The organism is Promicromonospora sp. MEB111, assembly GCF_030209445.1.
Lineage (GTDB): Bacteria > Actinomycetota > Actinomycetes > Actinomycetales > Cellulomonadaceae > Promicromonospora.
Genome location: NZ_JARVSD010000004.1, coordinates 103,965 through 125,899, shown reverse-complemented (window position 1 = coordinate 125,899; position 21,935 = coordinate 103,965). Strand labels below are relative to the sequence as shown.

General features: G+C 74.6%; 15 protein-coding genes. 10 read left to right on the top strand and 5 right to left on the bottom strand.

The window, feature by feature from the left end:
- Nucleotides 1-85 precede the first annotated feature (85 nt).
- On the bottom strand, nt 86-919 hold the full coding sequence (locus tag QRN56_RS04225) for a mechanosensitive ion channel domain-containing protein (RefSeq protein ID WP_285101437.1): 834 nt from the start codon (nt 917-919) through the stop codon (nt 86-88).
- Nucleotides 920-1,125: 206 nt separating this feature from the next.
- Here QRN56_RS04225 and QRN56_RS04220 point away from each other — a divergent pair, with 206 nt between their 5' ends.
- Together QRN56_RS04220 and QRN56_RS04215 are read left to right on the top strand one after the other, a co-directional pair.
- On the top strand, nt 1,126-2,982 hold the full coding sequence (locus tag QRN56_RS04220) for a LamG-like jellyroll fold domain-containing protein (RefSeq protein ID WP_285101435.1): 1,857 nt from the start codon (nt 1,126-1,128) through the stop codon (nt 2,980-2,982).
- A gap of 39 nt (nt 2,983-3,021) precedes the next feature.
- On the top strand, nt 3,022-3,213 hold the full coding sequence (locus QRN56_RS04215; RefSeq protein ID WP_285101433.1) for a hypothetical protein: 192 nt from the start codon (nt 3,022-3,024) through the stop codon (nt 3,211-3,213).
- 52 nt (nt 3,214-3,265) lie between these two features.
- Here QRN56_RS04215 and QRN56_RS04210 read toward each other — a convergent pair whose 3' ends face one another.
- Nucleotides 3,266-3,763, bottom strand: coding sequence for an NUDIX hydrolase (locus QRN56_RS04210; RefSeq protein ID WP_285101432.1), 498 nt, complete (start codon nt 3,761-3,763; stop codon nt 3,266-3,268).
- Between the two features lie 39 nt (nt 3,764-3,802).
- Between QRN56_RS04210 and QRN56_RS04205 the strand changes: the two genes are divergently transcribed.
- Complete coding sequence (locus QRN56_RS04205; RefSeq protein WP_285101430.1) at nt 3,803-4,342, top strand: DinB family protein; 540 nt, start codon at nt 3,803-3,805, stop codon at nt 4,340-4,342.
- Between the two features lie 37 nt (nt 4,343-4,379).
- Here QRN56_RS04205 and QRN56_RS04200 read toward each other — a convergent pair whose 3' ends face one another.
- A complete protein-coding gene (locus QRN56_RS04200) occupies nt 4,380-5,141 on the bottom strand; it encodes a DUF4333 domain-containing protein (protein WP_285101428.1) in 762 nt (253 codons plus the stop codon).
- Nucleotides 5,142-5,273: 132 nt separating this feature from the next.
- On the opposite strand from QRN56_RS04200, the gene arfB reads away from it, so the two are divergent.
- The 4 genes from arfB to QRN56_RS04180 all read left to right on the top strand — a co-directional run bounded on the left by arfB (nt 5,274) and on the right by QRN56_RS04180 (nt 12,782).
- Nucleotides 5,274-5,720 carry an alternative ribosome rescue aminoacyl-tRNA hydrolase ArfB gene (gene arfB / locus QRN56_RS04195; RefSeq protein WP_285101427.1) on the top strand — a complete coding sequence of 149 codons (447 nt, stop codon included), beginning with the start codon at nt 5,274-5,276 and terminating at the stop codon, nt 5,718-5,720.
- A gap of 134 nt (nt 5,721-5,854) precedes the next feature.
- Nucleotides 5,855-8,173: an ATP-binding protein gene (locus tag QRN56_RS04190; RefSeq protein ID WP_285101425.1), complete on the top strand. Its 2,319-nt coding sequence runs from the start codon at nt 5,855-5,857 to the stop codon at nt 8,171-8,173.
- Complete coding sequence (locus QRN56_RS04185) at nt 8,170-10,491, top strand: helix-turn-helix domain-containing protein (RefSeq protein ID WP_285101423.1); 2,322 nt, start codon at nt 8,170-8,172, stop codon at nt 10,489-10,491. The genes QRN56_RS04190 and QRN56_RS04185 overlap by 4 nt, the downstream gene beginning before the upstream one ends.
- Nucleotides 10,488-12,782: an ATP-binding protein gene (locus QRN56_RS04180; protein ID WP_285101421.1), complete on the top strand. Its 2,295-nt coding sequence runs from the start codon at nt 10,488-10,490 to the stop codon at nt 12,780-12,782. The genes QRN56_RS04185 and QRN56_RS04180 overlap by 4 nt, the downstream gene beginning before the upstream one ends.
- On the opposite strand, the gene QRN56_RS04175 is transcribed toward QRN56_RS04180, so the two are convergent.
- Together QRN56_RS04175 and QRN56_RS04170 are read right to left on the bottom strand one after the other, a co-directional pair.
- Nucleotides 12,772-13,368 (bottom strand): SDR family oxidoreductase, encoded by a 597-nt coding sequence (locus tag QRN56_RS04175; RefSeq protein ID WP_285101419.1) that lies wholly within the window; start codon nt 13,366-13,368, stop codon nt 12,772-12,774. The genes QRN56_RS04180 and QRN56_RS04175 overlap by 11 nt on opposite strands.
- A gap of 13 nt (nt 13,369-13,381) precedes the next feature.
- Nucleotides 13,382-14,050, bottom strand: a complete 669-nt coding sequence (locus tag QRN56_RS04170) for a sigma-70 family RNA polymerase sigma factor (RefSeq protein ID WP_285101417.1) — start codon at nt 14,048-14,050, stop codon at nt 13,382-13,384.
- Between the two features lie 164 nt (nt 14,051-14,214).
- On the opposite strand from QRN56_RS04170, the gene QRN56_RS04165 reads away from it, so the two are divergent.
- The 3 genes from QRN56_RS04165 (at nt 14,215) to QRN56_RS04155 (ending at nt 21,933) form a co-directional block, all read left to right on the top strand.
- Entirely contained in the window at nt 14,215-17,025 is a 2,811-nt protein-coding gene (locus QRN56_RS04165) for a helix-turn-helix transcriptional regulator (RefSeq protein WP_285101416.1), read from the top strand.
- 93 nt (nt 17,026-17,118) lie between these two features.
- A complete protein-coding gene (locus QRN56_RS04160; RefSeq protein WP_285101415.1) occupies nt 17,119-18,519 on the top strand; it encodes an FAD-binding oxidoreductase in 1,401 nt (466 codons plus the stop codon).
- Between the two features lie 108 nt (nt 18,520-18,627).
- On the top strand, nt 18,628-21,933 hold the full coding sequence (locus tag QRN56_RS04155; protein WP_285101413.1) for a family 78 glycoside hydrolase catalytic domain: 3,306 nt from the start codon (nt 18,628-18,630) through the stop codon (nt 21,931-21,933).
- Nucleotides 21,934-21,935 lie beyond the last annotated feature (2 nt).

Here is a 21,935-nt window from a genome sequence, read left to right as displayed (position 1 = left end):
CTCTCGATCGTCGCACCGGGGTGCCTGCCGCGCCTGCCGAACCGCGACGTGGCCCGGGCACGCGCACGGAGGCCGCGACCGCACGTCACACGGCCGGCGGCGGGACCCGTCGCTCGACGTCCGCGGGCGGAGGAGCGTCCACCGCCCAGGCGGCAGCGCGCGGGCGGAGCGCGGCGCCCAGGGCGGCGACGGTCGCCGACGACACGGCGGCGCCCTCCGTCGGACCGTGCCAGAACCGCAGCCGGAGCGTCGTCCGGGCCGGGTCGGCGGCGACGTACAGCAGGTCCGGCGGCGGAGCGAGCAGCACGCCGGGCACGGCCGACACAGCCAGCAGCACACCGTCGGTCTCGTCGTCGCGCAGGTCCGCGAGCCGCACCTCGACCTCGCTGCGGCGGGCTCCCGGCGCGGACCCGTTCACGAGCGGCTCGGCGATCACCAGGGAGTTGGGGACGTGCACCTGCACGCCGTCGTACGTCTCCAGGACCACGGTGCGGTTGTTGAGCTCCTTGACGGTGCCCACCCACGAGCCGAACGCCATCTCGTCGCCCACCACGACCGGCATCCTGGTCTGCAGCACGATCCCGGCGCCGAAGTTGTCGGCCAGGCCCCGCGCGGTCAGGACCACCACGATGCCGACCACGACCGCCACGGTGAGGATCGGCTGGGTCTGCGCGCCGAGGAACCCGAGCGCCACCCCGATGCCCGCCAGCAGCACGAGATAGTGCAGGGCACGCACCACCGCGTCCCGGACCTGCGGGTGCAGCCCCTTGATCCGCGCCGTCGCCGCGAGCGCCGCGCGGCGCGCGTACCGGGTCGCCAGCCAGGTGGCCAGCAGGGTCAGGACGGCCAGGAGGGCGTCCCAGCCGTCCAGGTCGTCCGTCGAGAAGAACTGCGCGATCGCGTCGCCCACGGCAGTCATCGGTGGGCTCCCGAGCCGTTGTCCGTCGCCACGCGCGCTCCCGTCGTCGGGTGGGCCGAACGTGCTCAGAGGCTACGTTCGGCGGGTGGTCGCCGCGCGCGGAACCCACGCGGCCCGCCTACGGCCGGGGACCGTTCAGCCCAATGGTCAGCCGCCGTTCGGCCCCGCGTCACCCCGGGGCCAACAAGCGCGGCCACGATCGGCCCGTGGAAAACAAGCTCTCTCGCCGCTCCCTGCTCCAGGCGGCCGCGGCCGTCCCGGTCCTCTCGGCGGCCGCCGCGGCCGCCGGCACGACGTCGGCGGCGGCCGCGCCGTCGTCGGCCTCCTCGAACGGCGGCCGCCCCGACGCGGCCGCCGCGCGGTTCACGATCGCCGTCCTGCCCGACACGCAGTACCTGCTGGACGACGGCGGCTCCGACGCCGAGCCCGTCCGCGCGACGCTGCGGCACCTGGTGCGCGAACGCGCGCAGGACAACATCGTGTTCATGACCCAGCTCGGCGACGTGACGGAGCACGGCACGGCCACCGAGATGCGCGCGGCGAGCCGCGCGTTCGACGCCGCCGGCCGGCTGCCGTACAGCGTGCTGGCCGGCAACCACGACGTCAGCGGTGACGACCAGCGCGGCGACTCCCCGTACCTGCGTACGTTCGGGCCGCAGCGCTTCTCCCGGATGGAGACCTACGGCGGCTCCTCCCCCGACGGCTACAACAGCTACCACGTGGTCCGCGGCGGCGGGCGGGAGTGGCTGGTCCTGGCGCTGGACTGGCGCCTGTCCGACGCCGGGCTCGCCTGGACCCAGGGCGTGCTGGACGAGCACCGCGAGCTGCCCGCGATCCTCACCACCCACGACCTCGTCTGGGCCGAGGACGACGGCCTGGCCCACCTCTCCGACAACGGCCGGCGCCTGTGGGACCGTCTCATCAAGGGCAACGACCAGATCTTCCTCGCGCTCGGCGGGCACTACTGGCCGTCCGGCCGCACCACGCTCACGAACGACGCGGGCAACCCCGTGCACCTGCACATCACCAACTACCAGGACCGCTACTACGGCGGCGCCGGCATGGTGCGGTACTACAGCTTCGACCTGGTGCGCGGCGTGATCGACGTCGAGACGTTCTCGCCCTGGCTGCTCGCCAAGAACGACCCCACGCCCCTGGAGGCGGAGCACGTCGAGCTCAGCGGCGACGTGGACCGGTTCACCGTCGAGATCGACTTCGACGAGCGCTTCGCCGCGTTCGCGCCGCCGGTGCTGCCCGCGCCGCTGCCGCCGTCGGCAGTGATGCCGCGCGGCACGGTCGCGTACTGGCGGTTCGACGCCGCCGGCCTCGCCGCCGCGGGGTCGGACGGCGCCCCGGTCGCGCCCGGCACCGTCGCCCGCGACCTCACGGGCAACGGCAACGACCTGACCTCCGAGCTCCTGCACTCCAGCGCCCCGGAGGCGCTGACCTGGTCGGCCGAGCACCACGACGCCCAGCCGGCCCGGGCGAGCCTGCGGTTCGACGGCGGCAAGGGGCCCGACCGGGGCGCCGTGCTGCGCACCGGCCCGAACGCGCCGGTCAACAGCGCGACGTTCGAGTCCGGCTACACGATCGAGACGTTCCTCAAGCTGCCGGAGCCCTTCGAGGGCGACCACTCCTGGATGGGCATCCTCAGCTGGGAGGGCCGCGCGGGCGACGCCGGCAAGCACAGCGGCTGGTCCGACGACGAGCCGACGTGCAGCCTGAACCTGTCCGGCGAGCGCTTCCTGCAGTTCGTCGTCTACCCCGTGCCGGTCGACGCCGACCCGACGTCCTGGAGCCACGCCGTGCCGGTGGGCCGCTGGATGCACGTCGCGCTCGTCAACGACGGCCGGCACACGGTGATGTACGTGGACGGCTCGAAGATCGTGCGCAACGCCGCCGAGGAGTCGCGCGGCATCTCGACGCTCGGCAAGCCGTTCGCGATCGGCGGCACGCAGTCGGCGGAGACGTACGGCCAGGGGTTCTACGGCTGGATCGGCGACACCCGGATCGTGTCGCGCGCGCTGCGGCCGGACCAGTTCCTCACGGCGCGGAGCCGCTGAGGCGCGCCCGGACCGTCGTCAGCACGCACCAGGGCACTGATGTCCGGAAAGGCCGTGCTCATGGCCGCGCAGACCGAGCACTGGGGCGCCCCGGGCGTCGAGACGATCGACTTCCAGGTCTTCGTCGAGTCGGAGAGCACCGGCGTCGTCAGCCGGTTCATGGGCGAGCTGCCCCCGGGCGAGGAGGGCCAGTTCCTCCTGGACAACTTCGTCCCCACGATCGAACCCTGATCCCCGGTTGAGCTGAGGAGAGGCGGGTCCCGGCGCGGTGCCGGGGCCCGCCTCACCCCGTGCCCGTCTCGCCCGCGAGCGCCCCCACCAACCGGTCGACGAACGCCGCCTGCGCGCTGACGACGACGCGCCGCGCGTCGTCGGGCGCGAACCAGGCGACGCGGTCGATCTCGGGGATCTCAAGGCGCTTGCCGGACCGCGGCGGCCACTCGATCTCGACCGTGTTGCTGCTGATCACGGACAGGTCGGGTCCGGGATCGGGCCACTCGCGCGCCCAGGCGTGGACCACCTTGCCGGCGCGCTGCCGCACCTCCCCGAGCGCGAGGTCCGGGCCCGACGACGGCGGCAGCTCCAGCCCGAGCTCCTCCCCCGCCTCGCGCAGGGCCGCCGCGTGGGGCTCCTCACCGGGTTCGAGCTCGCCCTTGAGCAGCGACCACGATCCCGCATCCTTGCGGGCCCAGAACGGTCCGCCCATGTGGCCGAGCAGCACCTCGACACCTCCGTCGGGCAGCCGCCGGAAGGGCAGGAGTCCCGCGCTCGTCGTCGCCATGGGGTCCAGTCTGCTTCCTGACGTCGCTACGGTTCCAGGATGACGACGATCACCGACCCCGCGGACCGCTTCGACATCCCGTTCACCGCCGACGAGAAGCAGACCCTCCTCGGGATCCTCGCGTTCCAGCGCGACACGCTGCGCTGGAAGGTCTCGGGGCTGAGCAGCACGCTGCTGGCCTACCGGCATGCGCCGAGCACCCTGTCGCTCGGCGGTCTGCTCAAGCACCTCGCCGTCATCGAGGCGGCCTGGGTCAACGTGACGTTCGCGGGGACGGTCGAGACGCCCACCTGGTACGCCCAGTACAAGGAGCAGGAGGGACGGAACGACTGGACCTTCAGCACCGCCGCGGACGACTCGCCCGAGCAGCTGCTGGCCTGGCTCGACGAGGCCCAGCGCACCACGGAGCAGATCGTCGCCGAGACGGCAGACCTCGACACGATCGCGCAGGAGAAGTTCTGGGACGGCCAGGAGGCCACGCTGCGGTGGATCCTGCTCCACCTGATCCAGGAGTACGCCCGGCACCTGGGCCACGCGGACCTGCTCCGCGAGGCGATCGACGGGTCGGTCGGTATCTAGCGCGGACGAGGACGCCCCGCTGGTCGTTGGGTACTCGTCACCTCGTCGGCCTCCGCCACGACATCTCCCCCAGCCACGACTCCAGGGTGACGGTGACGGTCTCGGGCGCCTCGCCGACCACCCCGGTCTCGCAGTCGAAGGTCTCGCCGACCCGGACGACGAGCGGGTCCGGGCAGCTCACCTGGACCGGCATGCTGCTCTCGTAGAGCGAGGTGCCGTCCCCGGTCGAGTACGAACCCTCGATCGAGGACTCGACATCGGTGGGCTCCAGCTCGACGCCGCCCGCGTATCCCACGAGCGGCGTCGCCAGGACGGAAGCGACGATCACCCCGATCCACCCCACCAGGGGCCACCAGCTCGTCCTCGTCAGCCGGATCCGGAAGATGAGGTAGAGCGGCACGAGCAGCACTCCGCAGACGTAGAGGTAGACGGGCACGCGGTGACCCGCCTGGCGCAGGAGGGTCACGTCGGCGACGAAACAGGCCAGGTTGAGGACACCACCCACGGCCAGGATCCCTCCGGTCGACGACGTGCCAGACCTCAGGAGCACGATGTCGACGAGGACCAGGACGACCTGCACGGCCGTGAACGCCCAGAGGGCAAGGCTGCTCGGCGTGTCGAACTCCGAGGCGCCGTGGTGCTCCGGGACCCACGGCCCCTCGACGGGGCGTCCCTCGTCGTCGGTCCAGAACGACCAGTCCTCGGGGGCTGCCGGCCAGTCGGGCTGGGGCCGCCAGCCGGCTGCCGGCGACCAGTCCTCCGGGGGCGTGGGCCAGCCAGGCGGTGAGCTGAAACGCATGGGGTGATGCCCTCGCAGATCATCGGGTCCGACAATGACGCCGCTGAGTATGGCAGCGCGGAGGCCCTGGTCACGCCGTCGTCGACCCGGGAGGAGCGCGGGCCACGCCCCCGCGTGCGAGACCATGGGCACATGCCCTCCCCTGTCCGCCCCGGCCTGGCCGTCAGTCCCGCGCTGACCATCCCCCGCGCCGAGCTCACCGAGCGGTTCTCCCGCTCCTCCGGCCCGGGCGGTCAGGGCGTGAACACCACCGACTCGCGCGTCGAGCTGTCCTGGGACGTGGGTCGGTCCGCCGTGCTGAGCGACACGCAGCGCCAGCGCCTCCTGGAGCGACTCGCGGGCCGCCTGGTCGACGGCGTCCTCACCGTCGTCGCCTCGGAGCACCGGGAGCAGCGCCGCAACCGCGACGCCGCCGCCACGCGCCTGGCCGCCGTCGTCGACGACGGACTGGCGCCCGGCCCGCGGAGCCGCCGCGCCACCCGCGCGACCCGCGGGTCGCAGGAGCGGCGGCTGACGGCCAAGAAGCAGCGGTCGGCCACCAAGAAGCTGCGCTCGTCGCGGCCGCGGCGCGACGACTGACGCCGCCCACGGGTGACTTGCGCGGGGCACGCCGATGTTTCACCACGGGTGTCGATCGCCACGTGGACGGCAGGTTGTCAACGATGCCGATCGGGCCATCATGACCTCAGACCGGACACCCCGAGGGAGGCTGAATGGCCAGTTCGTTCGGCCCGCTCCTGCGCGGCCTGCGGCAGTCCACCGGACTGACGATCGAGGAGCTCTCGCACGCCTCGGGCGTGAGCGTGCGTGCCATCGGCGACATGGAGCGCGGCGTCAGCCGCGGCCCGCAGCGCCGCACCGTCGAGGCACTGGCCGACGCGCTGGGGCTCGACGACGAGCAGCGAGCAGAACTCGCCGACACCGCCAGGGCCGGACGGCCGCGGGCAGCCGACCCCGCACCCGAGCAGCCAGGTTCGAACGCGCTGCCGCGCAGCCTCGGCGACTTCGTGGGCCGGACGGCGGAGCTGGAGCTGCTGGACGAACGGGCACGGACCGCCTCCGCGGACGGCCCCACCCCGGTCGTCGTGGTGCACGGCGCGGCGGGACTGGGCAAGACGGCGTGCGCGGTGCGGGCGGCCGAGCTGTTGCACGAGAGGTTCCCCGACGGCGGGCTCTACGTGGACCTGCGCGGCGTCGACCCCGAGCCGATGGCGACCACGGAGGCGCTGCGCCGACTGCTGCTGGCGTCGGGGCTGGATGCCCGCGCGATCGCCGAGGACCAGCACGAACGCGCAGGTCAGCTCAGGGCCATCCTGGCGGACCGGCGGTCCCTGGTGCTGCTGGACAACGCCGCGGACGAGGCCCAGGTGCGGCCCCTGCTGCCTGCGCACGGCGCGGGCATGGTGATCGTGACCAGCCGCCGCACGCTGGCCGGGCTGGAGGGAGTGACCCGGGTCCCGCTGGCGCCGTTCTCACCGCAGGAGTCCGCGGAGCTGTTGGAGGCCCTCGCCAACCGGACCGCCGACGGGAACGCGGTGACGGAGACGGCAGCGGAGACGGCGCGGGTGTCCGAGCTGTGCGGACGCCTGCCGCTTGCCCTGCGGATCGCCGGCACCCGCCTGGCTTCCCAGCCGGAGTGGACCATGCGGCACCTGGCCGAGCGCCTGTCGGACGAGGACCGCCGGCTGGCGAACCTCGCGGTGGGCGACGTCGGGGTGGAGGCGGCGTTCGCGCTGTCCTACGTGGCGCTGCCCGAGCAGGCCAAGGAGTGCTTCCGGCGGCTGGCGCTCGTCCCCGCCGTCGACTTCGGGGCACCGATCGCCGCGGTGCTGACCGAGACCGACCGCTACGACGCCGAGGACCAGCTCGACGAGCTGGTCGAGCTGGGCCTCCTCCAGCACGAGGGCACGGACCGTTACCGCTTTCACGACCTGATCCGGCTGTACGCGAACCAGCGCCTGCACGAGGAGGAGTCCGACGCGGCCCGGGCGACGGCCGAGCGCCGTATGACGGACTGGCTGCTGGAGACCGCGACGGCGGCCGGCCGGTGGTTCGACGGCGAATCCCCACCGGCGGGCGACGAGGGTCACGTCCGGTTCACCTCGCCGGAGGAAGCCCGGGTCTGGCTGCTGGTCGAGAAGGAGTCCTGGCTGGCTGCGCTGCGGCTCGCGGCTGTCGCAGGGCGGGACGCGCAGGTGGCCCGGTTCGGTGAGGCGATGAACTGGATCGCCAACGAGACCCAGGTGTGGGCGACCGACTGGCTGGAGGTGTTCGGGCTCACCCGCTCCGCCGCCGCGCGGCTGCCCGACCGCCGCGGGGAGCTCTGGCACACGATCCGTTATGTCTGGGCACGCCTCACCGTCGCCGCGCAGCGACGTGACGACAAGGCGTTGCGGGAGGCCGCGGAGCAGGCGATGGAGGCCTACCAGCTCGCCGAGGGCCTCGGGGCGGTCAGGGAACAGGCGGAGGCGGTCTGCAACGCGGCCGAGGCCTGGCGACTCGCGCACGACGACGACCGGTCGCTCTGGGCCTACACCCGCGGGCGAGAGCTGGCCGAGACCGCCGGCGACCAGAGCACCTACTTCTGGGCGAGTGGCGGCCTCGTGGTGGGGCTCGCCCAGGCCGGCAGGTACGACGACGCCCTCAAGGCCTTCCGCTCCATGCTCAGGACGATCGAGGAGCTCCCGGCACCGACGGCCGCGGCCGAGAACACCCGATGGTTCGCCTTGGCCCGCTTGTCCACGCTCCTCGCCGACGCGGGGCGCTACGGCGACGTCGTCGAGATCGCGAGGACGTCCGCGGCGGCCCTCCTCGAGGAGGGCAACAACTGGGCACCGCTGACGCACCGGGCGGTCGGCCGGGCGTATCTCGGGCTCGGCGCGAACGACAAGGCCCGCGAGCACCTCACTCTGGCGATCGGGCGGGGAGAGGCCCGGGGAAGGTGGCAGCCGCGGCCCGCGTTCGTCGACGAGGTGAATGCCCTGATCGCAGCTCTCGACGATGAGGCCGGAGCCCCTGAGGAGATCGGATGACCGCCCCCTTCGGACCGTACCTGCGGAGCCTGCGGCAGTCCGCGGGCCTGACGATCGAGGAGCTCTCCCACACCTCGGGCGTGAGCGTGCGCGCCATCGGCGACATGGAGCGCGGCGTCAGCCGCGGTCCGCAACGGCGCACGGTCCAGGCCCTCGCCGAGGCGCTGGGGCTCGACACCGAGCAGCAGGCCGAGCTCGCCGACGCCGCCCGGGCGGGCCGGCCGCGGGCAGCCGACCAGGTGCCGGAGCCTCCGCGCGGGTACGGGCTGCCGCGCGGCCCGGCCCACTTCGTGGGCCGGACGGCGGAGCTGGAGCTGCTGGGCGAGCACGGGCGCGCCGCCTTCGGGGACGACCGGACACCTGTCGTGGTGGTGCACGGACCGGGTGGCGTGGGCAAGACGGCGTGCGTGGTGCGGGCGGCTGAGCTGCTGCGCGAGGCGTTCCCGGACGGGCAGGTCTACGTCGACCTGCGCGGGGTAGACCCCGAGCCCATGCCGACGGCGGAGGCGCTGCGCCGGCTCCTGCTCGCCGTCGGCCTGGAACCACGGGCGGTCGCCGAGGACGAGCAGGAACGAGCAGATCAGCTCCGCGACATCCTGGCGGAGCGGCGCTGCCTCGTCGTGCTCGACAACGCCGCCGACGAGGCCCAGGTACGGCTCCTGCTGCCTGGCGACGGTCCGGGCATGGCGATCGTGACCAGCCGCCGCACGCTGGCCGGTCTGGACGGGGTCACGAGGATCCCGATCGCGCCGCTCTCGTCACGGGAGTCGGCGGAGCTGCTGCGGACCGTGTCCGGGGGCGGCCGCGAAGTGGCGGCCGGCACCGAGGAGGTGGAACCCGAGGACGAGGACGTCGCGCGCGTGGCGCGGTTGTGCGGGCACCTGCCGCTGGCGCTGCGGATCGCGGGAACCCGCCTGGCGTCCCGGCCCGGGTGGACCATGCACTACCTCGCCGAACGGCTGTCGGACGAGGACCGCCGGCTCGCGAACCTCGCCGTAGGCGACATCGGGGTGGAGGCATCCTTCTCGCTGTCCTACCTCGCGCTGCCCGATCAGGCCAGGGAGTGCTTCCGGCGGCTGGCCCTCGTCCCCGCGGTGGACTTCGGCGCACCGATCGTGGCGGTGCTCATCCAGGCCGACCTCGACGACGCCGAGGACCAGCTCGACGAGCTGGTCGACCTGGGGCTCCTGCAGCCCGAGGGGGCCGGTCGCTACCGCTTCCACGACCTGATCCGCCTGTACGCGAACCGGCGGCTGCACGAGGAGGAGACCGCCGACGCCCGCGCCACCGCCGAGCGGCGGATGGTCAGCTGGCTGCTGGAGACCGCGACGACGGCCGGCCGGGTGTTCGAGGCGGACGGCGACGTGCCACCCCACCCCGACCGCCTGGTCCCGCTCACCACGCCGGACGAAGCGAAGGCCTGGCTGCAGGCCGAGAAGGACACCTGGCTCGCCGCCCTGCGACTCGCGGCCGCCTCGGAGCGCGACGAGCTGGTGGCCGGGCTCGGCGAGTCGATGCGCTGGTTCGCCGCCGACGCGCACCAGTGGTCGAGCGACTGGCTGGAAGTGTTCGGCCTGACGCTGGCGGCGGCCGCACGGCTGCCCGACCGCCGTCGCGAGCTCTGGCACATGAACCGCCACGCCTCGGCGCTCCTCACCGTCGCCATCCAGCGGCAGTCCGGCGAGTCCGTCCTGCGGGAGCGTGTCGAGTACGCCATGGAGGCGTACCGGCTCGCCGAACACGCCGGAGCGCTCCAGGAGCAGGCCGACGCGCTCTGCAACGCGGGTGAGGGCTGGCTGCACGTCGGCGACGCCGAGCAGATGTTGGATGCGTACTCGCGCGGGCTCGAGCTCGCCCAGGCCTCGGGCTACCACCAGATCTACTCCTGGGCCACGTCCGGGATCGGAACTGCCCTGGACATCCTCGGCAGGCACGACGAGGCCGTCGACATCTACCGCGCCCTGCTGAGGTCCACCGACGGCGTTCCAGACCTCTCGGCCGCGGCGCAGCACGGGCGGGCGGGCGCCGCCTTCCGGCTGACCGAGGCGCTCCTCGCGGCAGGTCGCTTCAGGGAGGTCGTCGAGGTCGGGGAACCCGCCCTGGCCGAGCTCGTCCAGCTGGCCAGCGGCTGGACGCCGTTCCTGCACTGGACCCTCGGCCGGGCACATGCCGAGCTGGGTGCGGACCGCGAGGCCCGCCAGCACCTGGTGCGGATGATCGAGCTGGTGGAGGACCACGGGGCATGGAAGCCGAAGCCCAGCACGCTCGCGCGGGCGAAGTCCATGCTGGCGGACCTCGACGCAAAGGAGGCCGGATGACCGGTCCGTTCGGGCCGCACCTGCGCAGCCTGCGCCAGGCCGCACAGCTCACGATCGAGGAGCTCTCCCACACCTCGGGCGTGAGCGTGCGAGCGATCGGCGACATGGAGCGCGGTGTCAGCCGCGGTCCGCAACGGCGCACGGTCCAGGCCCTCGCCGAGGCGCTGGGGCTCGACGCCGAGCAGCAGGCCGAGCTCGCCGACGCCGCCCGGGCGGGCCGGCCGCGCACGGCGGATCAGCCGTCGCGACGCCCGAGCTCGTACGGGCTGCCGCGCGGCCTCACCGACTTCGTGGGCAGAGCGCCCGAGCTGGGGGCGCTGTGCGACCTGGCGCGGACGGCTTCCGCGGACGGTCCCGTGCCGGTCGCGGTGGTGCACGGAGCGGCGGGGCTGGGCAAGACGTCGTGCGCGGTGCGGGCAGCCGAGCTGCTGGCCGAGGAGTTTCCCGACGGGCAGGTCTACGTGGACCTGCGCGGTGTCGACCCCGAGCCCATGGCGGCCACGGAGGCGCTGCGCAGGCTGCTGCTCGCCGTCGGCCTGGACCCGCGGGCGATCGCCGACGACGAGCAGGAACGAGCGGGACAGCTCCGCGCCGCCCTCTCCGAACGGCGCTTCCTCGTCGTGCTGGACAACGCCGCGGACGAGGCCCAGGTGCGGCCGCTGCTGCCCGGCGAGGGCGCGGGCATGACGATCGTGACCAGCCGTCGCGCCCTGGGCGGACTGGACGACGTCGCGAGGATCGCCCTCGCGCCCTTGTCGCGGGAGGAGTCCGCGGAGCTGTTGCGCGCCGTCTCCGGGGACGTCCGTACGGAGGCCGCCCCTGGCGACTCGGTGGAGGCGGTGCGGGTGGCACAGCTGTGCGGGCACCTGCCGCTGGCGCTGCGGATCGCCGGCACCCGGCTGGCCTCCCGACCCGGCTGGACGATGCGACACCTCGCCGAGCGCCTGTCGGACGAGGACCGCCGGCTCGCGAACCTGGCGGTCGGGGACGTCGGGGTGGAGGCGGCCTTCGCCCTGTCCTACCTGGCGCTGTCGGAGCGGGACAAGAGGTGCTTCCGGCGGCTGGCGCTCGTACCCGCCGTGGTCCTCGGGGTGCCGGTCGCCGCGGTGCTGACCGAGGCAGACCCGTACGACGCCGAGGACGAGCTCGACCACCTGGTCGAGCTGGGCCTGCTGCAGCACGAGGGTGTCGACCGCTACCGGTTCCACGACCTGATCCGGCTGTACGCGGGTCAGCGCCTGCGCGAGGAGGAGACCGCCGGGGACCGGGCGGCGGCCGAGCGGCGGATGACCGACTGGCTGCTGGAGACCGCGACCGTGGCCGGGCGGGTCTTCGAGGCCGACGACGACGCGCCGCCGCCACCCCGCACGGGCCTGGTCGCGCTGTCGACGCCCACGGAGGCTCGGGTGTGGCTGGAGGCGGAGCAGGAGACGTGGCTCGCCGCCCTGCGGCTGGCGGCCGCCGCGGAGCGGGACGAGCAGGTGGCCGAGCTCGGCGAGGCGCTGCGCTGGTACGCGGGCGACAACCAGCAATGGTGCCGTGAGTGGCTGGAGGTGTTCGGGCTGACCCGAGCCGCGGCGGCACGGCTCCCCGACCGCCGTCGCGAGCTCTGGCACATGAACCGCTACGCCTGGGCGTTCACCACTGCCGACACCGCCCAGGGAGGTACGCGGGCGCGGGAGGCGGCGGAGCAGGCAATGGCGGTCCACGAGCTCGCCGCGAGCGCCGGCGCCGTCCGGGAGCAGGCGGACGCCCTCTGCAATGCGGCCGAGGCCTGGCGGATCTACCTGGACCACGACCAGGCGCTCCAGGCGTACGCCCGGGGCCGCGAGCTGGCCGAGGCCGACGGCTACCACGGGACCTTCTACTGGGCGAGCAACGGCCTCGCTGCGACGCTCGTCGACCTCGACCGGCGGGACGAGGCGATCGAGGCCTACCGGGACGTGCTGCGGAGCATCGACGAGCTGGGATCGGCCTCCGCCGCCGTGCAGCACGCGCGCATGTTCGCCCAGGCGAGCCTGGCGGGCGCGCTCTGCTTCGCGCAGCGCTTCGAGGAGGCCGTCGAGGTGGCCGAGCCTGCCCTGGCCGAGAGCGTCGAGCGGGGCAGCAGCTGGTGGATCTCGTTGATGCACTGGGTGCTGGGCACCGCCTATGCCGGGTACGGCGCGAACGACGCGGCCCGCGACCACCTGACCCAGGGCATCGAGCGTGCGGAGGAGCGCGGTACGTGGATCCCCGCGATGCTCGGGCGGATGAAGGAGAAGCTGGCGTCGCTCGACGTCAGGCACTGATCGCCGCGCTCCTCCCCGCCTGCTCCGGCCAGCCCGCCTCGACGACGCCGTCGACCGGGCCGCCGGCCGCCCGGCGCGCGACCGCACCGGCGATCTCCCCGGAGCCGATCGGCTGGAGGTGGCCCAGCAGCACCCGCACGGGCGTGTCGGCGGCCGCGGGCTCCCGGACGACCCTCGCGTAGTCGAGCAGGTGCGTGGCGCGGACGATCGAGTAGCGGAGCCCGGACGCGGCGACGAGCCGCTCCTGGGCGGCCCGGGCCCGCAGGTAGTCGCTACCGGGGAGGCGGTCGCCGCCGACGACCGAGAGCGCGACGTAGTGGCCCACGCCCGCGCGCCGGGCGGCGGCGAGCAGGTTGCCCGTCGACGTCACGAAGTGGGCGGCGAGGTCCGTGGCGTCCGACCAGGGCGCGCTCGACATGTCCACCAGCACGTCGGCGCCGGACGCCGCCTCGGTCAGCCCCTCGTCGGCGAGCGCGTCGCAGCCGGTGCCCGGGGTGGCCAGAGCCGCGTCGCACCCGCTCGCGCGGAGCCGGGTGACCACCTTCGAGCAGATCAGGCGCGTCCGGCCCACGACGACGATCCTCATGACGCCCCCCAGCTCAGGCCGCGGCCGCGGGCGGCGTGGCGGACCTGCCGTCGTCGGCCACCAGCAGCCGCTCGAGGTCGCCCAGGTCACCGTTGCGGGCCGCGTCCAGGAACGCCGCGACGAGGCGGCGGCACGCCGTGGGCGAAACCGGGCGCGCGCGGTCACCGACGAGGCGCGCCTGCGCGCGGCTGACGAGCTGCCGGGAGTTCGCGGCGCTGGTCCGGAGCAGCCGCGCCAGGTCGGCGTACGGGTAGTCGAAGCCGCGCCGCAGCACGTAGGCGGCCAGCTCCCCCGGCGTCAGCCTCGTCAGCAGCAGCGCGAACGCCTCCTCGGCCGCCCCTGTCTGCTCGGCCTGCAGGCCCGGGTCCTGGTCGGAGGCCGAGCGCGCGGCGTCGGGCACCGGCACCGTGGACAGCAGGGACTCCCGGCGGTACCGGGCGGACTGGATGACGTTGAGGGCCAGGTTGGTCGTGGTGGAGGTGAGGAAGGCGGCGGGGTTCCTGACCTTCGTGCGGTCGGTGCGCTGCCAGCGCACCCACGCCTCCTGGACCACGTCGTCGGCCTCCGCGGGGTTGCCGGTCACCCGGCGGGCGATGCGGACCAGCTGGGTCCGCTGGGCGAGGAAGACCGAGAGCGCGGCGTCGTGCTCGGCCGGACCGGTGGGGATCTCGTGTGTCGTCATGCCGTTCACCCTCGGCGCGGCGTCGGGCGGACCGCGCCACGGTGACTCCGTGGTCGGGTCCGTGGTGCACCCCGGGGAGCCGTGCCCCCGGGCAGAGACCGCCCCCTACTTCTGCCTGCCGTTCTGCCTCGTCAAGCATTCGACCGTCGAGTTGGATCGGTGACATGAGCACCTCACCGATCCCCTCCGCCCCCACGGTGCTGCTCGCGAGCGGGGACCGGCGGCTGCCGCTGTACGGCCGGCAGGCGGAGTGCGAGGCCCTGGACCAGCTCGTCGCGACGGTCCAGGCCGGGCGCAGCGCGGTCCTGGTGCTGCGCGGCGCGGCCGGGATCGGCAAGACGGTGCTGCTGGAGTACGCCCACGGCAGCGCGGCGGGCTGCCGGATCGCCCGCACCACGGGGGTCGAGGCCGAGTCGGAGCTGGCCTTCGGGGGCCTGCACCGGCTGTGCGCCCCGTTCCTGGACCACCTGCTGCGCCTGCCCGGCCCGCAGCGCGACGCACTGTCCACGGCGTTCGGCCTGACCTCCGGCGACACGCCGGACCGCTTCCTGGTCGGCCTCGCGGTGCTCAACCTGCTGGCCGCCGCCGCGGAGAAGGGACCGCTCGTCTGTCTGGTCGACGACGCGCAGTGGCTGGACGAGGTCTCGGCCCGCACCCTCGCCTTCGTCGCGCGGCGGCTGCCCGTCGCGGCGGTCGGGCTGGTGCTCGCGGTGCGCGACCCCCACCTGCGGGCCGAGCTGACGGAGCTGCCGGAGCGCGAGGTGGGGCGGCTGAGCGACGGCGAGGCCCGCGCCCTGCTGGAGTCGGTCACGCCGGGGCGGCTGGACGACCGGGTCCGGGACCGCATGGTCGCCGAGACGCAGGGCAACCCGCGGGCCCTGCTCGTCCTCCCGCTGGGGCTCACGCCCGCCGAGCTGGCCGGCGGGTTCGGGCGGCCCGACGTGCGGCCGGCGGCCGGCGACGTCGAGCAGAGCCTGCTGCGGCGCGTGCGGGCGCTCCCGGACCCGGCCCGGCGGCTGCTGCTGACCGCCGCGGCGGAGCCCATGGGCGACGTCACCCTGCTGAACCGGGCGGCGGACCTGTTGGGCCTCGACCTGGCGAGCGCGGCCCCCGCCGTCGGCGCCGGGCTGATCACGCTGGGCACACGCGTCCTGTTCAACCATCCCCTGGTGCGCTCGGCCACCTACCAGGGCGCCTCGCCGCAGGACCGGCAGGACGCACACCGCGCGCTGGCCGACTCGACCGACCCCGTGGCCGACCCGGAGCGCCGGGCGTGGCACCTGGCCAACGCGCTGGCCGGCCACGACGAGTCCGTGGCCGCCGAGCTGGAGCGCTACGCCGAACGGGTGCGCGCCCGCGCCGGGGCCGCGGCGTCGGCCGCGCTGCTGGAGCGGGCGACCGAGCTCACGCCCGACCCCGGCCGCCGCGGCACACGGGCGCTGGCCGCGGCCCGGGCCAAGCTCCAGGCCGGCGGGTTCGACGCCGCGCTGGAGCTGCTGGGCGCCGCCGAGCTCGGCCCCCTCGACGCGCTCGGACGGGCCCGGTCAGGCCTGCTGCGCGGCCAGGTCGCCCTCGCGTCCACGAGCCCCGGCGTCGCGCTGCCGCTCCTGGTCGCGGTGGCCGAGGACCTGGAGCCGCTGGACCCCGCACTCGCCCGTACGGCCTACCGGGACGCGTTCGAGGCCGCCGTCACGGCCGGGGACCTGCCCGGCGGCGGCCGGCTCGCGGAGGTCGCACGGTCGGTGCTCGCGGTGCCGGCAGGGTCGCCGCCCGGCCGCGGGGACCTGCTGCTCGACGGCGCGGCGGTGATGGCCACCGAGGGCGCCGCGGCGGGCGTGCCGATGGTGCGGCTGGCCCTCGACGCCTTCTGCGCCGAGGCGGGCTCCGTCGAGGAGAGCCTGGACTGGCTCCCCCTCGCGTGCCGCGTGGCCCACAACGCCTGGGAGTTCGACGCCTGGACCACCCTGTCCCGGCGGCTGGTCGACGCGGCCCGCGAGACCGGGACGCTGTCGGTGCTGCCGACCGCGCTGCACCTGCTCCTCTCGAACCGGGCGCTGGCCGGCGAGCTCGCCGTCGCGGACACGCTGCTCGCCGAGGCCGTGACGGTCGGCGAGGTGACCGGCAGCCGGTTCCCCGCCCAGTACGCGGCGCTGGTCCTCGAACCCTGGCGGGGCCGGGAGGCCGCCACCCGGCGGGCCATCGACGCCGTCGCAGGCAACCCCGCCCTGCGCGGCGAGGGAAAGGTGGCCACCGCCACCGGGTGGGCGAGCGCCGTGCTCTACAACGGGCTCGGCCGCTACGAGGAGGCGTACGCAGCGGCCGAGCGCGGCTGCGAGCACCCGGCGCCGCTGGGCGGCCCCTTCAACCGGTCGCTGACCGAGCTCGTGGAGGCGGCGGCCCGCAGCGGACGCCCGGCCCGGGCCGCCGAGGCCGCGCGGCAGCTCGACGTGCTGGCGCGGGAGAGCGGCACCGACTGGGCGCTCGGGGTCGCCGCGAGCGCCCGCGCCCAGGTGAGCGAGGGCGCCGACGCGGAGGAGGCGTACCGGGAGTCGGTCGAGCGGCTCGGCCGCACCGAGGTCCGGGTGATGCTGGCCCGCGCCCACCTGCTGTACGGCGAGTGGCTGCGTCTGGGCAACCGTCGCGTGGACGCCCGCGAGCAGCTCGGGGTCGCGTACGAGATGCTCAGCGAGATGGGGGCGGAGGCGTTCGCCGAGCGCGCCCGGCGCGGTCTGCAGGCCGCCGGGGAGACGGTCCGCCGGCGCCTGCCCCAGCCGCACACGGTGCTCACCCCGCAGGAGTCGCACATCGCCCGGCTCGCCGGGGAGGGGCTGACCAACCCGCAGATCGGCACGCAGCTCTTCATCAGCCCGCACACCGTCGAGTGGCACCTGCGCAAGGTCTTCCAGAAGCTCGGCATCGTCTCGCGCAAGCAGCTCCGGGGACAGCTCCTGGACCGGGCGGTGGCCACGGCCTGAGCGGGCACCGGGCTCGCGAACGCGACCCCGGTGGACCGATACCTGAGCAGGGCGCGGGCGGTCCCCAGGTGGCGGGACTACGATCCGGGACCGATGACCACCGACGAGTCCTCCGCGCTGGCCGCGGCCCTGCAGACCGCCCTGCCCGACGGCGCCGTGCTCACCGCCCCGGAAGCGGTCGAGCGCTACGCCCACGACGACGCCGAGTGGGCCGAGTACGCCACGCCCGCCGCCGTCGTGCTCGCCACGAGCCTGGACGACGTGGTCGCCACGGTGCGGATCGCGGGCGAGCTCGGCGCGCCCGTGGTGCCGCGCGGTGCGGGGACGGGCCTGTCCGGCGGGGCGAACGCGATGGCCGGTGCCGTGGTGCTGTCGCTGGAACGGATGACACGGATCGCCGAGGTGAACACGGCCGAGCGGTTCGCCGTGGTCGAGGCCGGCGTGCTCAACGACGACCTGCGCCGGCACGTCGCCGAGCACGGGCTCTGGTACCCGCCGGACCCGGCGAGCCAGGCGATCTCCACGATCGGGGGCAACGTCGCCACGAACGCGGGCGGCCTGTGCTGCGTCAAGTACGGCGTCACGCGCGACTACGTGCTGGGCATGACGGTGGTGCTCGCCGACGGCTCGGTCGCCCGGCTCGGTCGCACCACCGCGAAGGGCGTGACGGGCTACGACCTGACGGGGCTGCTGGTCGGCTCCGAGGGCACGCTGGGCATCATCGTCGACGTCACCCTGAAGCTCCGGCCGCTCGGCGGCCGCGAGGACCGGGCGATCGTGGGCTGGTTCCCCTCGCTGGCCGACGCCGGCGACGCCGTGGCCGCCGTCTCGGCCGCGGGCATCGTGCCCGCCGCCCTGGAGCTCATCGACAGCACGTGCCTGCGCGCCGTCGCCGACTGGCAGGACTGGACGCTCCCCGAGGGCGCGGCCGCGCTGCTCCTGGCGAAGGTCGACGAGCCCGGGGCCGCGGGCGAGGCGCTGGCCGACCGGGTCGCCGCGTACTTCGAGCAGGCGGGCGGCACCCACGTGGAGCGCGCCTTCGCGCCGGACGACGTCGACCGGCTGTTCCTGGCCCGCCGCCTCGCCTACCCCGCGCTGGAACGGCTCGGGCCCGTGCTCACCGAGGACGTCTGCGTGCCGCGCGGCGCCGTGCCCGCGATGCTCGGCCGCATCGAGGCCATCGCCCGCGAGGCCGACGTGGTGATCGCCAACATCGCGCACGCCGGCGACGGCAATCTGCACCCGCTGATCATCGCGCCCGAGGGCGACGACGCGGCCAAGGCCCGCGCCAAGGTGGCGTTCGACCGCATCGTCGACGAGTGCCGGGCGCTGGGCGGCACCGTGACCGGCGAGCACGGCGTGGGGCTGCTCAAGCTCCCGGGTGCGGCGGCGGAGCTCAGCCCCGTGGTGCTCGCGATGCACCGGGCGGTCAAGGACGCGCTGGACCCGCGCGGGCTCCTCAACCCGGGCAAGGCGTTCCCCGCGGGCGTCTGATCCGCCGCCCCCCCTGGTCCGCGGCGGCTCGTCGCCCATACACTGGCGACCGCGTGTTTGAAACGTTGCAACGGAGCTCGTTCTCTCGACACCGCACATGGAGGCGTCATGGCCCTCGACCGCAGAACGTTCCTCAAGACCGCCGGCGTGGCGTCCACCGCCGCCGCGCTCCCCACCGTGGCCGCAAGCACCGCCGCCGCTCTGGCGGGCGACGGCGACGCGGCGGGGCCCCGGCCCGACGGGACCGGCGGCATCCGGCTGACCGACCCGCTCGTCGAGAAGAAGACGAGCCCGCTCGGGATCGACGTGGACCGCCCCCGGTTCTCGTGGACGATCGAGACCGACCGGCGCGGCGTCGAGCAGGAGTCCTACCGGCTGCGGGTCAGCACCCGCGGGCCGGGTTCCCGCACCGTGTGGGACAGCGGCGTGGTGCCGTCCCGTGAGTCGGCGAACGTCGGGTACGCGGGGCCGGCGCTGCGCGCCGCGACGGAGTACGCCTGGCGGGTCGACGTCGCGACGACGCACGGGGCGGGCTCGACGACGTCGGCATTCCGCACCGGGCTGTACGCCGAGCGCGACTGGGCGGGTGCCGCGTGGATCGGCAACGAGCGCGTCCCGGACGAGGTCACCGACCTGAGGTTCGACGGCGCCGCGTGGATGTGGGCGGCCGAGGGTGAGCTGCCGGGCCAGGACCGGGCGTTCCGGATCGCGCGCCCGGCGCCCGACGGCGCGCACGCCACCCGGGCGGAGGTGCTGATCACGGCCGACGACTCGTTCACGCTCTGGGTCGACGGCGTCGAGGCGGGCGGCACGGAGCCCGCCGAGAACGGCTGGCAGGCGGCACGCTTCCACGACGTCGACCTGCCTGCCGGGTCGCCCGGGACGCCCGGCGCCGCCACGGTGCTCGCCGTGCGCGGCACCAACGACGCGGTCAGCGCGGGCGCGGTGCTCGCCGTCGTCCGCCTGACCTACTCGGACGGGACCACGGCGACCCTCACGAGTGGGAGCGGCTGGAAGGCCGCCACCGCGTTCGGGGCGGACTTCGCCCGGCCGGACCTGGACGACTCCACCTGGGCGCACGCCGAGCAGATCGCGACCTACGGCTCGGGGCCCTGGGGCCGCGGCGTGCGGCTGCCGACGCCGGACCCGCTGCCGGCCCCGCTGCTGCGCACGGAGCTCGACGTGCGGGCGGGCCTGCGGAGCGCCACCCTCTACCTGGCCGCGGGCGGGTACGCGAACGTGTCGCTGAACGGCGGGCCCGCCGACGACCAGGTGCTCGCGCCGGGGTTCACCGACTACGACGACACGGTCCAGTACACCGCGACCGACCTGACCCGGAGGCTGCGCCGGGGCCGCAACGCGCTGGGCATCGAGCTGGGCCGTGGCTTCTACGGCATGACGGGCGGCAACGTGTGGCGCTGGGAGGCGCCGCCGTGGCACGACGAACCCGTGGTGCGCGCGGTGCTGCGCCTGGAGTACGCCGGGGGCGCCGTCGAGCACGTGGTCACGGACGCGACCTGGCGCGTCCACGCCGGGCCGACGGTGTTCGACGACCTCTACGGCGGCGAGGCCTACGACGCGCGCCGCACGCTTCCCGGCTGGGACACGGCCGGGTTCGACGACGCCGGCTGGGCCACCGCCACCGTGGCGCCCGGCCCGCGCGGGGTGCTGACGGGCCAGCGCCAGCAGCCGATCGAGGTGATCGAGTCGCTTCCCGCCGTCGAGGTGACCGAGCCGGCACCGGGCGTGTACGTCGTCACGTTCCCGCGGGTGCTCGCGGGCTGGGTGCGGTACACCGTGACCGGACCGGCCGGGGCGACGGTCCGGGCCGCCCACGGCGAGAAGCTGACCGCCGCGGGGCGCGTGAACCTGAGCAACAACGGCGGGTTCCAGGCCGGGTTCCAGACCGACCGGTTCACGCTGGCCGGGACGCCGGAGCCGGAGACGTGGGAGCCGCGCTTCTCCTACAAGGGCTTCCAGTACATCGAGGTCACCGGGTGGCCGCAGGACGGCCCGCCGCCGCTCGACGCGTTCACCGCGCGGGTGGTGCACACGGCCGCCGCGGAGACCGGGTCGTTCCACAGCTCCAGCGAGATCATGAACCGGACCCACCGGGCGGTCGTGGACACGTTGACCAACAACATCCACGGCATCCCGACCGACACCCCGATGTTCGAGAAGAACGGCTGGACCGGCGACGCCGCGATCGGCGCGGAGATGTTCCTGCTCAACCTCGACGTGCACGAGCTGTTCGCCAAGTGGCTGCGCGACGTGCACGAGACGCGCGACGAGCAGGGCCGGCCGCTCGTCATCGCGCCCAGCTCCGGCGACTGGGGCGAGTGGGGCGTGTGCCCGCCGTGGCACGCGGCCTACGTGATGATCCCCTGGTGGCTCTACCAGTACGGCGGGGACACCCGCGTGCTGACCGAGTGCTACGACGGCATGAAGCGGTACGTCGACCTCGAGTTCGACCGGTCCCAGGGCGGGATCGTCCCGGACGCCCGCCTGGGCGACTGGGTCAGCCCCGAGGCGAGCCCCGCGGGCGGCAACGCGCCCGAGGACCTCCGGGTCTCCGCCACGGCGTTCCTGTACTCCATGACGCTCTTCATGCGCCGCAGCGCCGGCTTCCTCGGCAAGGCCGCCGACGTCGAGCACTTCGCCCGGAACGCCGCCACGATCAGGGCCGCGTTCAACGAGACCTTCCTCGACGCCGACGCCGGGTACTACCGCGGCGACGGGGACCGCGGGTACCGGCAGACCCACAACGTGCTCGCGGTGGAGTTCGGGCTCGCGCCGGACGCCGCGACGACACGGCGGGTGGTCGACAGCATCGTGGCCGACGTCCGGGCCAAGGGCACCACGCTCAACACGGGCGTGCTCGGCACCAAGTGGCTGCTGCCGGTGCTGACCCGGCACGGGCACGCGGACGTCGCCTACGAGCTCGCCGTGCAGACCGTCTACCCGAGCTGGGGCTACATGATCGAGAGCGGCGCGACCTCGATGTGGGAGCACTGGTCACGGGAGGCGCGCTCCTACGGCCACTACTTCCTCGGCACCGTGGACGACTGGTTCTACCAGCACGTGGCCGGCATCCAGGCCTCGCCCGAGACCGGGTTCCGCGATGTGACGATCGCCCCGGCGGTCACGGAGCACCTGGACCGGGCGAGTGCGAGCGTCCGGACGCCGTTCGGCACGGTCGCGAGCGACTGGCGGCGCGCCGGCGGCAGGCTCCGGCTGAACGTGACGGTCCCGGTGGGGTCGACGGCGACGGTGCGGCTCCCGGTCGACGACCCCGAGGCCGTCACCGAGCAGGGTCGCCCGCTCCGGCGCGCGGAGGGCGTCACGGGCGTCTCGGTCGAGGACGGCGCGGTCGTGGTGCGGGTCGGGTCCGGCCGGTACGCGTTCGTCGCGTAGTC

Coding starts and splice junctions, on each gene's coding strand:
- QRN56_RS04225 (WP_285101437.1), bottom strand. CDS start 919: ATGACTGCCGTGGGCGACGCGATCGCGCAGTTCTTCTCGACGGACGAC.
- QRN56_RS04215 (WP_285101433.1), top strand. CDS start 3,022: ATGTCCGGAAAGGCCGTGCTCATGGCCGCGCAGACCGAGCACTGGGGC.
- QRN56_RS04210 (WP_285101432.1), bottom strand. CDS start 3,763: ATGGCGACGACGAGCGCGGGACTCCTGCCCTTCCGGCGGCTGCCCGAC.
- QRN56_RS04205 (WP_285101430.1), top strand. CDS start 3,803: ATGACGACGATCACCGACCCCGCGGACCGCTTCGACATCCCGTTCACC.
- QRN56_RS04200 (WP_285101428.1), bottom strand. CDS start 5,141: ATGCGTTTCAGCTCACCGCCTGGCTGGCCCACGCCCCCGGAGGACTGG.
- arfB (WP_285101427.1), top strand. CDS start 5,274: ATGCCCTCCCCTGTCCGCCCCGGCCTGGCCGTCAGTCCCGCGCTGACC.
- QRN56_RS04190 (WP_285101425.1), top strand. CDS start 5,855: ATGGCCAGTTCGTTCGGCCCGCTCCTGCGCGGCCTGCGGCAGTCCACC.
- QRN56_RS04185 (WP_285101423.1), top strand. CDS start 8,170: ATGACCGCCCCCTTCGGACCGTACCTGCGGAGCCTGCGGCAGTCCGCG.
- QRN56_RS04180 (WP_285101421.1), top strand. CDS start 10,488: ATGACCGGTCCGTTCGGGCCGCACCTGCGCAGCCTGCGCCAGGCCGCA.
- QRN56_RS04175 (WP_285101419.1), bottom strand. CDS start 13,368: ATGAGGATCGTCGTCGTGGGCCGGACGCGCCTGATCTGCTCGAAGGTG.
- QRN56_RS04170 (WP_285101417.1), bottom strand. CDS start 14,050: ATGACGACACACGAGATCCCCACCGGTCCGGCCGAGCACGACGCCGCG.
- QRN56_RS04165 (WP_285101416.1), top strand. CDS start 14,215: ATGAGCACCTCACCGATCCCCTCCGCCCCCACGGTGCTGCTCGCGAGC.
- QRN56_RS04160 (WP_285101415.1), top strand. CDS start 17,119: ATGACCACCGACGAGTCCTCCGCGCTGGCCGCGGCCCTGCAGACCGCC.
- QRN56_RS04155 (WP_285101413.1), top strand. CDS start 18,628: ATGGCCCTCGACCGCAGAACGTTCCTCAAGACCGCCGGCGTGGCGTCC.